The organism is Flavobacterium sp. CLA17, from assembly GCF_013112255.2.
Lineage (GTDB): Bacteria > Bacteroidota > Bacteroidia > Flavobacteriales > Flavobacteriaceae > Flavobacterium > Flavobacterium circumlabens.
In genome coordinates this window covers 4,535,633-4,550,139 of sequence record NZ_CP068294.1, presented here as the reverse complement: position 1 = coordinate 4,550,139, position 14,507 = coordinate 4,535,633, and the positions used below count along the sequence as shown (strand labels likewise).

The 14,507-nt window shown below is 39.6% G+C and carries 7 protein-coding genes, 2 tRNA genes and 3 rRNA genes; 8 read left to right on the top strand and 4 right to left on the bottom strand.

What is annotated here, in order from left to right:
- Positions 1 to 76: 76 nt before the first annotated feature.
- Positions 77 to 1,417, bottom strand: coding sequence for a sigma-54 dependent transcriptional regulator (locus HAV12_RS18675; protein ID WP_132038220.1), 1,341 nt, complete (start codon positions 1,415 to 1,417; stop codon positions 77 to 79).
- A gap of 431 nt (positions 1,418 to 1,848) precedes the next feature.
- Between HAV12_RS18675 and HAV12_RS18670 the strand changes: the two genes are divergently transcribed.
- The 6 genes from HAV12_RS18670 (at position 1,849) to rrf (ending at position 9,009) form a co-directional block, all read left to right on the top strand.
- Positions 1,849 to 2,850: an LLM class flavin-dependent oxidoreductase gene (locus tag HAV12_RS18670; protein WP_171570976.1), complete on the top strand. Its 1,002-nt coding sequence runs from the start codon at positions 1,849 to 1,851 to the stop codon at positions 2,848 to 2,850.
- A 949-nt stretch (positions 2,851 to 3,799) separates the two neighbouring features.
- Positions 3,800 to 5,313 (top strand): 16S ribosomal RNA (locus tag HAV12_RS18665).
- A gap of 121 nt (positions 5,314 to 5,434) precedes the next feature.
- Positions 5,435 to 5,508, top strand: a tRNA-Ile gene (locus HAV12_RS18660).
- 98 nt (positions 5,509 to 5,606) lie between these two features.
- Positions 5,607 to 5,680 (top strand) — tRNA-Ala (locus tag HAV12_RS18655).
- A gap of 185 nt (positions 5,681 to 5,865) precedes the next feature.
- Positions 5,866 to 8,749 (top strand): 23S ribosomal RNA (locus HAV12_RS18650).
- Between the two features lie 150 nt (positions 8,750 to 8,899).
- Positions 8,900 to 9,009: ribosomal RNA gene (rrf, locus tag HAV12_RS18645) — 5S ribosomal RNA — on the top strand.
- Together the 16S, 23S and 5S rRNA genes with 2 tRNA genes alongside form the textbook arrangement of a ribosomal RNA operon.
- Before the next feature lie 124 nt (positions 9,010 to 9,133).
- Here the strand turns inward: rrf and HAV12_RS18640 are convergent.
- The 3 genes from HAV12_RS18640 to HAV12_RS18630 form a co-directional block, all read right to left on the bottom strand.
- Positions 9,134 to 9,904, bottom strand: coding sequence for a transposase (locus HAV12_RS18640; protein ID WP_240345190.1), 771 nt, complete (start codon positions 9,902 to 9,904; stop codon positions 9,134 to 9,136).
- 314 nt (positions 9,905 to 10,218) lie between these two features.
- Positions 10,219 to 11,238: a proline-specific peptidase family protein gene (locus HAV12_RS18635; protein ID WP_171570975.1), complete on the bottom strand. Its 1,020-nt coding sequence runs from the start codon at positions 11,236 to 11,238 to the stop codon at positions 10,219 to 10,221.
- Positions 11,239 to 11,399: 161 nt separating this feature from the next.
- Complete coding sequence (locus HAV12_RS18630; protein WP_171570974.1) at positions 11,400 to 12,179, bottom strand: hypothetical protein; 780 nt, start codon at positions 12,177 to 12,179, stop codon at positions 11,400 to 11,402.
- A 227-nt stretch (positions 12,180 to 12,406) separates the two neighbouring features.
- Here HAV12_RS18630 and HAV12_RS18625 point away from each other — a divergent pair, with 227 nt between their 5' ends.
- Entirely contained in the window at positions 12,407 to 12,784 is a 378-nt protein-coding gene (locus HAV12_RS18625; RefSeq protein ID WP_171570973.1) for a hypothetical protein, read from the top strand.
- A 267-nt stretch (positions 12,785 to 13,051) separates the two neighbouring features.
- Entirely contained in the window at positions 13,052 to 14,314 is a 1,263-nt protein-coding gene (locus tag HAV12_RS18620) for a BamA/TamA family outer membrane protein (protein WP_171570972.1), read from the top strand.
- Positions 14,315 to 14,507: the final 193 nt, after the last annotated feature.

The window sequence follows — 14,507 nt, the reverse complement described above, 5'->3', positions numbered from 1 at the left end:
TTCAAATTCAATTGGAATTTGGAATTTCAATTTTGGAATTTATCCCGATAGCTATCAGGATTGGAATTTAACTTTGTTATTGAATCCCGTACTCGTCTAATTTTCGGTACAAAGTCGCAATTCCGATTTCGAGTAAACGTGCTGTTTCGGCCTTATTGCCTTTCGTATAGTTTAAAACCTTCTGAATATGCAGTTTTTCGATACTCTGCATGGAAAAAGCCGACATCGATTTGGTAGGTTTTTCAGGCTGATGCTGCATCTCATAAGGCAGGACATCGGCGGTTAAAACGGTATCGCTTAAAATAACAGAGCGTTCAATAATATTTTTGAGTTCCCGGATATTTCCCGGCCACGAGTAATTTTCTAATTTATGAAGAAAGTCATCTGAGATTTCAAGCGTTTTCTTGTTTGTTTTTTCAGAGAACTGCTTCACAAAAGAGAGGGTCAATGCGGTAATATCTTTGATTCTTTCCCGAAGTGGAGGAAGTTTAATTTCGAAAATATTCAGACGAAAATATAAATCAGATCGAAAACGATGTTCATCACTTTCGGTTTTTAAATCCCTGTTTGTGGCAGCAATTAATCTGAAATTGGATTTTTTTGGAGTAGTATCACCAACCGGAATGTATTCGCTGGTCTCTAAGACACGTAATAATTTGGCCTGCAGTTCAATTGGCATTTCTCCAATTTCATCCAGAAATAAAGTACCGCCATTGGCTTCTTCAATAAAACCTTTCTTATCTTTAAGAGCACCGGTAAAAGCACCTTGTTTATGACCGAAAAGTTCGCTTTCCAGAATTTCCTTGCTGAAAGTACTGCAATTTAAAGCGACAAAAGATTTACCAACACGATTACTGTTTTCATGAATGGCCTGTGCAAAAACCTCTTTTCCTGTTCCGGTCTCACCAGTGAGTAAAACGGTCGAATCAGTTTTAGCGACTTTTTTGGCAAGATCAATAACCTGTTCAATTCCTTTGGATTTCCCTATAATAATATCAAAAGAGTATTTATCGCCAATACGTTTCTCAAGCTGCTGTACCTTTTTTTGCAAATGCACTTTTTCGACAGCTTTATACAGAAGCGGAATAATCTTGTCATTGTCATCTCCTTTTACAATATAATCAAAAGCACCATTCTTCATGGCCTGAACCCCATCTGCGATATTCCCGAACGCCGTTAGCAAAATAACTTCAGTAAGAGGGAAACTTCCTTTTATCTGCTGTAAAAAAGCAACTCCGTTTCCGTCGGGTAATTTTACATCACACAAAACGACATCAATATCGGTTTGTTCCAGTTTTTTAAAACCCGATTTCAGATCTTTGGCTTCCAGGACTTCAAAGCCTTCCGATTTTACAATACGTGCCAACAGACTTCTGAGTTTTTCTTCGTCGTCTATAATTAAAATTTTATGTGTCATTTGAGGATGTTGCTAAAATCGAATAGTATTTCGAAATACAAATTTAGGATTTAAATCATTTGACTTTAGTATTCCTCATAAATTTTGTAAAAAGCATTTTAGAGTATTGAAATGTCCTCTTTTTAAATTGTTTTTCATAAAGAAATAGACCTTATAAAGGAAGCTAGCGTTAGCATAGAACTTCCTCAGATTCAGGAAACTTTTGCATGTCGTACGATTAGATTAATTATCGATACGCATTCAAAATTAGAAATAGACTCTCATTCAACAAATTTTACAATTGCTCATGACGGAAAAACAAAATATAAATTGATAAACCTTCAATTAAATTAAAACGACATTTGTAGCTACAAATATTATAATTCTATTAACACGAAAGAATCCGGGCTTTGTATCAAATGAATTAATTTTGCATAAAAGTTACATTATATATGAAAAACCCAATTTCAATCTCCATATTAGAACTCGCTATCATTACACAAGATAGCAACGCAACTGAAACATTTAAGAAAACAAAAGAAATAGCACAAGAGGCAGATACCTTAGGTTACAAGCGTTTTTGGCTGGCCGAACATCACAATATGGCACATGTGGCCAGTTCTGCAACAGTCGTTTTGATTGGTTACATCGCCAGTCAGACCCAAGATATCCGGGTAGGTTCAGGCGGAATCATGTTGCCGAATCATTCTCCTTTAATAGTAGCCGAGCAATTCGGAACACTGGAGACACTCTATCCAAACCGAATCGATTTAGGATTAGGAAGAGCACCGGGAACAGATCAGCCAACAGCCGAAGCCATCCGAAAAGACTTTTTTGAGCAGGCACAACGTTTTCCTCAAAATGTAACGAAGCTTCAGGACTATTTTTCCGCCGAAAATGCAACAGCAAAAGTAAGAGCATTTCCAGCTGAAGGCACAAATGTTCCCATCTGGATTTTAGGTTCAAGCATGGAAAGTGCAGCTCTTGCCGCCGCTTACGGATTACCCTATGCATTCGCCGGACATTTTGCACCACGCCAAATGATTCAGGCTTTTGAGTTTTACCGCGAAAACTTTCAGCCTTCCGAAGTTTTAGAGAAACCCAAAACCATGGCCTGCGTTAATATCATTGCAGCCGATACAAATGAAGAAGCCGAGAGACTATCTACAAGCCTGTATCAGATGTTTCTCAACTTAATTAGAAACGATCGCAAAGGTTTGCAGCCGCCCGTAGATTCTCTGGATGATATCATGAGCGAAGAAGAACGTTTTCATGTCGATCAAATGACCGCATGTACCTTCACAGGAAACAAAGAACAACTGAAAACAGATCTTAAAAAATTCATCGACTACTCGCGTGTAGATGAACTAATGGCAACCAGTCCAGTTTTTGATCATCAGGCAAAACTAAAAAGTATCCGTATTACAAAAGAAGTAATAGACAGTATGAACTAAATAGTATACCTATATATTAAGGACGGTTTTCTCACTCCTATATATAAGGTACTATTTCGAATATCCACCCCGATAGGTTTTCAAAACCTCTCGGGTTTGTTTTTATACGTATATAATGAAGAGTATTGGAATTTAGGTATTTGGAATTTAGTTTAAATGAGGAGCTTAATCCCGCTGTCCGTTCCAATCTTTTGCTTTTTGGCAGCAAAAATCAAAAGGATTTCCACTTCCATCGGGGCTAGGGCAGTGGTTTTCATAAGAGGTATACCTATATATAAGTATAAAGAATAAACTTTGCGCCCTTGCGACTTTACGTGAAAGGGGGTAAATGTGGTTTAAAAAAAAACTTCTCTTCTTAAAACCTTCATGGCAAATCCGGCCAAAATTGACAGAACCATCAAAAATCAACCAAAAGGGAAAAAAGATCGGTTTGTAAAAAACATAAAACCAGTAACTTAGAAAAAAGATTAAAAATAGTTTATAAAAAGCCTTGTAAATGTAAATAAAGGGGCTACTTTTGCACCCGCAACAGCGACGGGCGTTCATCGAAATACTGACAGGCATTACAAATCAAAGGGAAAATTTATTTTCAAAAAAGATTTAAAAAAGCTTGTGAGATTTGAAAACAGATGTTACATTTGCACCCCGCAAAACACGGAAAGTTCATTGATAGATTGGTAGGGATTTGGAGGATGCGAGACTTGAAAAAAGTTTCAAAAAAAATCTTCATAAAGTTCTTGCTAATTAAAAAAGAAGTTGTAGTTTTGCACCCGCTTTGAGAAACAAGCGAAAAGAAGAAATACACGTTCGTAGACATATTGAATTGACAGCCGCTTTAACAGAGATGTTAAGGCAAAAGAATAAAGAGTAAGATAATCGAGAGATTAGAAAGAACCGATAGAGACTGATTCGAATAACAAAACGATCTGATTAATCAGATCAACAATATACGATGAAGAGTTTGATCCTGGCTCAGGATGAACGCTAGCGGCAGGCTTAACACATGCAAGTCGAGGGGTATGGTTCTTCGGAACCAGAGACCGGCGCACGGGTGCGTAACGCGTATGCAATCTACCTTTTACAGAGGGATAGCCCAGAGAAATTTGGATTAATACCTCATAGTATAATGACTCGGCATCGAGATATTATTAAAGTCACAACGGTAAAAGATGAGCATGCGTCCCATTAGCTAGTTGGTAAGGTAACGGCTTACCAAGGCTACGATGGGTAGGGGTCCTGAGAGGGAGATCCCCCACACTGGTACTGAGACACGGACCAGACTCCTACGGGAGGCAGCAGTGAGGAATATTGGACAATGGGCGCAAGCCTGATCCAGCCATGCCGCGTGCAGGATGACGGTCCTATGGATTGTAAACTGCTTTTGTACAGGAAGAAACACTGGTTCGTGAACCAGCTTGACGGTACTGTAAGAATAAGGATCGGCTAACTCCGTGCCAGCAGCCGCGGTAATACGGAGGATCCAAGCGTTATCCGGAATCATTGGGTTTAAAGGGTCCGTAGGCGGTTTAGTAAGTCAGTGGTGAAAGCCCATCGCTCAACGGTGGAACGGCCATTGATACTGCTGAACTTGAATTATTAGGAAGTAACTAGAATATGTAGTGTAGCGGTGAAATGCTTAGAGATTACATGGAATACCAATTGCGAAGGCAGGTTACTACTAATTGATTGACGCTGATGGACGAAAGCGTGGGTAGCGAACAGGATTAGATACCCTGGTAGTCCACGCCGTAAACGATGGATACTAGCTGTTGGAAGCAATTTCAGTGGCTAAGCGAAAGTGATAAGTATCCCACCTGGGGAGTACGTTCGCAAGAATGAAACTCAAAGGAATTGACGGGGGCCCGCACAAGCGGTGGAGCATGTGGTTTAATTCGATGATACGCGAGGAACCTTACCAAGGCTTAAATGTAGATTGACCGGTTTGGAAACAGATCTTTCGCAAGACAATTTACAAGGTGCTGCATGGTTGTCGTCAGCTCGTGCCGTGAGGTGTCAGGTTAAGTCCTATAACGAGCGCAACCCCTGTTGTTAGTTGCCAGCGAGTCGTGTCGGGAACTCTAACAAGACTGCCAGTGCAAACTGTGAGGAAGGTGGGGATGACGTCAAATCATCACGGCCCTTACGCCTTGGGCTACACACGTGCTACAATGGCCGGTACAGAGAGCAGCCACTGGGCGACCAGGAGCGAATCTATAAAACCGGTCACAGTTCGGATCGGAGTCTGCAACTCGACTCCGTGAAGCTGGAATCGCTAGTAATCGGATATCAGCCATGATCCGGTGAATACGTTCCCGGGCCTTGTACACACCGCCCGTCAAGCCATGGAAGCTGGGGGTGCCTGAAGTCGGTGACCGCAAGGAGCTGCCTAGGGTAAAACTGGTAACTAGGGCTAAGTCGTAACAAGGTAGCCGTACCGGAAGGTGCGGCTGGAACACCTCCTTTCTAGAGCCTTAGTGTTAGCACTTGTGCACGCTGAGGAAAAAAGAAGAAGCTTTAAAGGTTTTAATTTTAAGACTATTTTACTCTTGCTGTTAGTTCAAATAATAAATTTTAGGAATAAGAGTGTCTCGTAGCTCAGCTGGTTAGAGTACTACACTGATAATGTAGGGGTCGACAGTTCGAGTCTGTCCGAGACAACTATTTAAACTTAAAAAAAGGAAATTTTAGAAGTTGAAAGATTAAGGATCAAAAAGTTCATAATTTTTAATTCACGATTTTTAATTTTTAATTAAAAAGGGGGATTAGCTCAGCTGGCTAGAGCGCCTGCCTTGCACGCAGGAGGTCAACGGTTCGACTCCGTTATTCTCCACAAAAGGTTTTAAGCTATATGCTTTAAGCCGTAAGCAAAAAAGCCTAAGGCGTAATGCCTAAAGCTTATAGCTAAACAAAGTTCATTGACATATTGAGATAAGAAATAATAAAAAGTAGAAAGCGTTTTTTACTATTTATAGTAAAAGACAAAAAAAACGGTCATAATTGATTTTATGATTGGTACAATAAGCAAAATAAGGGCGTATGGGGGATGCCTTGGCTCTCAGAGGCGATGAAAGGCGTGATAAGCTGCGAAAAGCTACGGGGACGGGCACACACCGATTGATCCGTAGATACCTGAATGGGGCAACCCACTATGTTGAAGACATAGTACACCGATAGGTGGGCAAACCCGCTGAACTGAAACATCTAAGTAGGCGGAGGAGAAGAAAACAAAAGTGATTCCGTAAGTAGTGGCGAGCGAACGCGGATTAGCCCAAACCAATGTTGTTACGGCAATGTTGGGGTTGTAGGACCACGACATTTTATGTACAAAGAATTAGAATTTACTGGAAAGTAAAGCCGGAGAAGGTGATAGCCCTGTATAAGTAATGAGTATAATAGATAGTGGTATCCTGAGTAGGGCGGGGCACGTGAAACCCTGTCTGAATTTGGCGGGACCATCCGCTAAGGCTAAATACTCCTGAGAGACCGATAGTGAACCAGTACCGTGAGGGAAAGGTGAAAAGAACCGTGAATAACGGAGTGAAATAGATCCTGAAACCATACGCTTACAAGCGGTCGGAGCCCTTTCGTGGGGTGACGGCGTGCCTTTTGCATAATGAGCCTACGAGTTAACGTTGCTGGCAAGGATAAGTGGTTAAGTCACGGATCCGTAGCGAAAGCGAGTCTGAATAGGGCGCTTTAGTCAGTAGTGTTAGACGCGAAACCGTGTGATCTACCCATGGGCAGGATGAAGCTGTGGTAACACACAGTGGAGGTCCGAACCGGTTGACGTTGAAAAGTCTTCGGATGACCTGTGGGTAGGGGTGAAAGGCCAATCAAACTCGGAAATAGCTCGTACTCCCCGAAATGCATTTAGGTGCAGCGTTATTTTAGTTATATAGAGGTAGAGCTACTGATTGGATGCGGGGGCTTCACCGCCTACCAATTCCTGACAAACTCCGAATGCTATATAATGATTGATAACAGTGAGGGCTTGGGTGCTAAGGTCCAAGTCCGAGAGGGAAAGAACCCAGACCATCAGCTAAGGTCCCCAAATATATACTAAGTTGAAAGAACGAGGTTTGTCTGCCCAGACAGCTAGGATGTTGGCTTGGAAGCAGCCATTCATTTAAAGAGTGCGTAACAGCTCACTAGTCGAGCGGACGAGCATGGATAATAATCGGGCATAAGTATATTACCGAAGCTATGGATTTAGAGTTTACTCTAAGTGGTAGGGGAGCATTCTAACAGGGTTGAAGGTGTATCGTAAGGTATGCTGGACTGGTTAGAAAAGAAAATGTAGGCATAAGTAACGATAATGCGGGCGAGAAACCCGCACACCGAAAAACTAAGGTTTCCACAGCTATGCTAATCAGCTGTGGGTTAGTCTGGTCCTAAGGCGAACCCGAAAGGGACAGTCGATGGCTAACGGGTTAATATTCCCGTACTACTAATTACTGTGATGGGGTGACGGAGTGATGAAAGCGCCGCGAACTGACGGAATAGTTCGTTGAAGTACCTACCTATAAGCTGCGCAGGCAAATCCACGCGGCTTGGGGAAATACGATAGTACTCGGAGTCTTCGGACAAAGAGATAGTGCGCCTAAGGGCTTCCAAGAAAAACCTCTAAACTTCAGGTAATTAGTACCAGTACCGTAAACCGACACAGGTAGTTGAGGAGAGAATCCTAAGGTGCTCGAGAGATTCATGGCTAAGGAATTAGGCAAAATAGACCCGTAACTTCGGGAGAAGGGTCGCCCTGTAGCAATACAGGGCCGCAGTGAAGAGGTCCAGGCGACTGTTTATCAAAAACACAGGGCTCTGCAAAATCGTAAGATGAAGTATAGGGCCTGACACCTGCCCGGTGCTGGAAGGTTAAGAGGAGATGTTATCTTCGGAGAAGCATTGAATTGAAGCCCCAGTAAACGGCGGCCGTAACTATAACGGTCCTAAGGTAGCGAAATTCCTTGTCGGGTAAGTTCCGACCTGCACGAATGGTGTAACGATCTGGACACTGTCTCAGCCATGAGCTCGGTGAAATTGTAGTAACGGTGAAGATGCCGTTTACCCGCAGTGGGACGAAAAGACCCTGTGCACCTTTACTATAGCTTAGTATTGACCTTGGATAAATGATGTGTAGGATAGGTTGGAGACTGTGAAGTGGCGTCGCCAGGCGTTGTGGAGTCATTGTTGAAATACAACCCTTTGTTTATCTGAGGCCTAACCCCACAAACGTGGGGGACATTGCTTGGTGGGTAGTTTGACTGGGGTGGTCGCCTCCAAAAGAGTAACGGAGGCTTCTAAAGGTTCCCTCAGTACGCTTGGTAACCGTGCGTAGAGTGCAATGGCATAAGGGAGCTTGACTGAGAGACATACAGGTCGATCAGGTACGAAAGTAGAGCATAGTGATCCGGTGGTTCCGCATGGAAGGGCCATCGCTCAAAGGATAAAAGGTACGCCGGGGATAACAGGCTGATCTCCCCCAAGAGCTCATATCGACGGGGGGGTTTGGCACCTCGATGTCGGCTCGTCACATCCTGGGGCTGGAGAAGGTCCCAAGGGTTGGGCTGTTCGCCCATTAAAGTGGCACGCGAGCTGGGTTCAGAACGTCGTGAGACAGTTCGGTCTCTATCTACTGTGGGCGTTAGAAATTTGAGTGGATCTGATTCTAGTACGAGAGGACCGAATTGGACAAACCTCTAGTGTATCTGTTGTTCCGCCAGGAGCATCGCAGAGTAGCTACGTTTGGAAGGGATAAGCGCTGAAAGCATATAAGCGCGAAACCCACCACAAGATGAGATTTCTTTTAAGGATCGTGGAAGATGACCACGTTGATAGGCTATAGATGTAAAGGCAGTAATGTCATAGTCGAGTAGTACTAATAATCCGTAAGCTTATGTACACCCTTTTCCCGGGCCGCAAGGCTCGGGGAGAAACTTTCTAAAATAAAAAACTTTCTTTATCTCAGTATGTTAAGATATTATTGCAATTTTTTTAATTTTTAATTCTAAATTTTTAATTAATTGCAAGTTACCTCAAGTAACAACGACCTTAAGGTGGTTATTGCGGCGGGGCTCACCTCTTCCCATCCCGAACAGAGTAGTTAAGCCCGCCTGCGCAGATGGTACTGCAGTTATGTGGGAGAGTATGTCGTCGCCTTTCTTTTTAAAAGCCCTGTTTCAAACGAAACAGGGTTTTTTGTTTTATGTTGAATCGTGGAATTTAAACGCAAAGCCCGCAAAGGAGTTTTTGACGATCAATACGAAAACCTGAGGAGCAGTAAAAATTACGCATAAATATTAGTTAGTCTAAAAAGGAAGTATTCTATATTTCTAACACCTCTGAATTTTGATCTGAATGCTTTTATTTTAGCATTGAATGATTCTGCAGAGGCATTAGTGCTTCTGTTGTCAAAATAATTTAATATGGTTTGATAATGATTCATAATGGTACGAGAAATTGTACCGAAAGACTTAAACCCAGATTGATTTACTTTTTCATGCCATTTGGCTAATTTTGCAAAACCAATGACTTTGTCTTTTGTATTCTCAAAGATGCTACGGAGCTCTTGAGTTAGATTGTATCCTTTTTGAATATCAGGATACAATTCAAATAGTAACGCAGCACGTTCTGTTTGATTTTGAGTCCATTTCGATTTGGTTTTGTACAAGAAATAGCGACTTCTGGCCAGTAATTGTTTAAGAGTATCCCCATTTGAAAGTATTATAGATTCGAAATTTACTTTTGATTTTTTGGCTTTTTCACTAGCATCATTTTCCTGATCGATAACTTCCCAACGATGTTTAATCCTGATTTCCTGCAGGGCCTCTGTAGCTAGCTTTTGAACATGGAATCGGTCTGTAACGCGAGTAGCATTAGGAAAACACTTTTTAGCTATCAATCCCATATTTCCAGCCATATCCAGGGTGATTTCCTTGACTAGATTTCTTTGTTTAAGACGATCAATACGAAAACCTGAGGAGCAGTAAAAATTAAATTGCAAGGGGCGCAAGGCTGGAGGGGCTGTTTTGGGATTCTTTTGGAAAACAGATCTCAAATTACCCTTAAAGGTGCGTTAGGGATCGCAGCGGTATCCTTTTGCGGGGAACGTAAATCTCTAAAAGCACCCCAAACCAATCCCGCAAAAGATTTAGCGTAGAGCCCGACCCACAGGGAAACGCCCACAAACAATAACTGAGGTTCGTTCTTTTAAATTATGCAGTAGTTTTTTTTGATATCCTCAGGCGCAGTAATTTAGGGATACGTAAAAAGTAAATTAAAACCATTCTCAAAATAGAATTTAAATGTAAGGTTAAAAAAAAAACAGTTACAATATTTTTGTAACTGTTTGATTATTTTTTTACTAAGATTTTATAGCTTATTTTCGTTAACATCATTTATGAACTGGATAACACCGCTCATAAAAACTTTTTGATCGTCCCACATCGCCAGATGACTTCCATTTGGACAATATAAGTAACGTCCATTTTGAACTAATTTACTTTGTGCTTCCATTGCTTTGGGATCCATAGTGTCATATTTGGCACCAATCATTAGGGTTGGAATTGTAATTTCATGCAGGCGATTCTTAATGTCCCATTTGGCTAAACGGCCGCTTATTCCAAATTCGCTTGGTCCCTGCATTAATGTATAGATTTCTCCGTTGACATGTTTACTTGCGCGATTTAATCCATCTGGCCATTCTTTTAATCTGCACAGATGTTCTTTATAGAAATTAGGAATTAAAAGTTCCATATAGCGTGGATTATTGAAGTCTTTTTTAGCTTCTAAAGCTCTAATTTCTGCCAATATCTCTGGTTTCATTTGTTTGGCTAAGACTTCATCGGCATATTTACCGTATTCCGGGGCACTTGCTACCATATTGGAAACTAAGAGTCCTTTAAGGTTTTTTTGATATTTTAGTGCATATTCCATGGCCAAGATTCCTCCCCATGAATTTCCTAATACATAAAAATTATTTTTATCAGCACCGATAGCTTTTCGGACTTGTTCGACTTCCTCAACAAATCTCTCAGTAGTCCATAAACTGCTGTCTTTTGGCTGATCGCTGTAATAGGATCCCAGTTGGTCATACTCGTAAAATTCAAATCCTTCACGCTGAAAAAATGTCTCAAAACATTCCATGTACTCATGAGTCATTGCCGGGCCTCCATGTAAAAGCAATATTTTTATTTTTGGATTGTTACCAAAACGTTTTGTCCAGACTTTGAATTCTCCGACAGGAGTTTTAATTGGAATCATTTTTACTCCGGCTGACTCTATCGGGTCATTTTCTTTGTATGTAAAATAGTCGAAAAGAGTTTCCGTTTTTGTTTCATTTTTACAAGAGAACAAGAGTAACGAGAATGTTAGAATGAGTATAGCACGCATATTTTTAAAATTTAAAGATTATTTTAAGGCTTTTGAATTTTCTTTAAAACTAAAATACAGATTAAAATTGAATTAAGGATCGTAAAGAAAATCATTCCTTCTGTGTTTTTCAAAAGGATGTCAGGTATTAAAAAAATACGGGCTCAGGGTTTATGGAAAAATTACTCAAAATTCTTTCTCAAATCAATTATGGTCTGATTGGGTACGTCTAAATTTACGAAGCCTCTTCTGGGTCTGTCCAAATCTATTGTAAATAAAACAACTAAAGACACGATAAGACAAAATCCGATTTGGACTAACCAGTCAATTTTTCCTTTTCGGCCTTCCGAGTAACCGCCGTAAAATGCGATTATGCTAGCCAAAAAAAACAACATGACTAAAATGCTCTGAGGAACTTTTGCTTTCTCTCCGGCAAGACGGGAAGTGGTTACGTCAATCATGTCGTTTAAAGCGGGAATCATCTGTTGCGTTGCAGCAAGGTTAGCAGGATCGTGAGATAATTGGGTAGCGCGTTTCCACAATTTTGAGGAAATAACCTGAGATAAACTATCAGCCTTTACAATTCCTTTTGCATCTGCGCGCACCTCGTAATAAGATATTCTCGTTTCCACATATTCTTTGAAATCTTTACGGAATAAAGTTCTTGTGGAGTCAGGATATAAATCGCTTCGCAATATAGCAGTACCAATATTATTGGCCTCTTCGACAACAATTTTTCTTCGCGAATCGTAACGATCCCCGCTCATTCCAAATGTAAATGCCAGTAAGAAAAAAAGCAATGCAATGAGTGCAGAGGTTTCAGTCGATTTTTCTTCCGTGTTCTCTTTATTCTTAATATAATTTCCCGTAAGCTTCCCAATAAAGCTTGAAATAAGCATCGATGTAAAAAGTATAAGGGCGATAATCCAGGCTTCCGTCTGATTTAAGATACTTGCATCCATTTTATTTATTTTTAGAGTGATGATTTTGGATATAGTACAGCAATTTAAGCAAAAAACACACACTAACATATTTAACTTTCGGGGTATAATTTTTTTAAATTTTAAATTACCGGATTGTATATTTTAAAAGATTAAAGTTAAAAATTACAAAAAATAAACAAAAATATTTTATTTAAAGTGTTGATTATAAATCTATTATAATTGTATATTTGTATTAAAAATTAATTATGAAAAATAAATTATTAGTCATGGTTTTTTTATTAGTGGGGATGATTTCCTATTCTCAGGAGCATTATTATGAAGTTGGTAAATTATATGTAAAAAAAGCTGATGGTACCAGCAGCGTTGAAAAACATGAAATAGCAGTACTTCTTAATGAAGAAGCTAAAACCTGCAGTGTCCGTATAGATTATAAAGAGCCACAAATTTTTAAAATAGTAAGTGAAAATAAAGATCCTCAGACGACAGTCAAAACCTATGAGCTTCTTCATGACGATGGGAGAAAGATAACAGTGTCAATTAAAAAGAAGAGAATGACCGTAGTGGCACATACCACAGGCACAAAGTTTGAAACCGATATCAACTATTCCAAGAGTGAAAAATAATAATTATTCAATTAATTTACTGAGCCCTTCTTGGTATACGTTTTAAATTATTATAATCTTTAAAGGATAACAATCGTAAAGTACCTTTTTTTCGCCCAATACAATCTTTATAAATTCACTTAACAAGTGTTAATGTAATTTTATTTTTTATATAAAATTTTAACATTTTTAACAAAATATTATTATATTTGTTTTATTACTACTACAAAATTACGCTTTCTGTCATTTTAAATATTTAATAATGTTTATCTAAAAACAGTATTTTGTATGCTATTAAAATTTAAAAGTGAATTTTTCATTGTCACGGTCGTGATTTTTATTTTATGTATTCATACTGTAGTAGAAGCTCAGGAAAAGGTGCATGATAGTATTTCATGTGAACCTAAAACGTTATTTGAACTTTTTAAGAAAAAAGATTCGCTGCTTGTTGTAAAGCCTGTAAAAAACAGTTTTTTTCTAATCATTCCTGTTATCGGATCTCAGCCGGCCACAGGATTTGTGTTTGGTGGTGTTGCACAATATACATTTAAAGGTAAAGAACTTAAGGATAAATATTCTATAATAAACTTAGGGGTGACCTATACGACTAAAAAGCAACTTCTGATAAATGCCAAAAACAGCGTATTGCTGCGCAACAATAAAATCTATTTAAACGGAGATTATCGCCTGTATCTTTTTTCTCAGTCGAATTATGGACTTGGTACAAACATTATTCCTACGGAAAGGGAAAATCCGGATTTTGCGTTGGAAAGTATCGGGCAGCCAATGGATTATAATTATTTTAAATTTCATCAATCCGTTTCATGGGAGGTCCGGGAAAATTTTTATGTAGGTGCCGGGATTGACATTGATTGGTATTCGTCTATTAAAGATAAAAATCTGGATGTGCTAAACGGAGCATATACCTATCATTACACTTACAGTCAAAAGTACGGATTCAATGATTTGGAATATTTTTTAAATGGTTTCAGTCTTAACTTAGTTTATGATTCCAGGGACAATCAGGTAAATGCTACCCGCGGAACGTTTGCTAACATTAATTACCGGATTAATCCGGATTTATTCAACGATCAGCAAAGCAGTTCAGTGTTATATTCCGAATATCGCCAATTTATTCCGCTAAGTTCCAAAAGCAGCCGCTATATATTAGGACTCTGGGTATACGGGCAATTTCTTACCAGCGGTAAGGTTCCCTATCTGAACCTTCCGGCAATTGGCTGGGACCAAAGAAGCAGAAGCGGTGAGGGATATACGCAGGGTTTATTCCGTGGAAGCAATATGATTTATCTCTCCACTGAATTTCGTTTTCCCATTACCTGTAATGAATTATTGAGTGGAACTGTTTTTACCAATTTTGTGACAGCAAGTAATATCGATACGAATGTCAGGTTATTTGATTATATCCAGCCTGCAGTAGGAATTGGTCTTCGCATTTTAATTGATAAAGCAACCCGCACCAACCTGATAGTTGATTATGCATGGGGGCGACATTCAAAAGGATTTTATCTGAATGCGGGAGAGACCTTTTAAAAAAAAACGTTGATTGGCGCAAGGAAGAGTCAACAATTAATATTGAGAGTATACAAATAAATATGTTTTTTAACCCCATATAAAATGTGGCAGTGGGGTTTGAATTTGTCTATGGCGACAAAAGAGATTATCTGAATAAAAAAGGAAAGAACCATCGCTTATTATGCAACGGTTGAATATTCTTTTTGATATT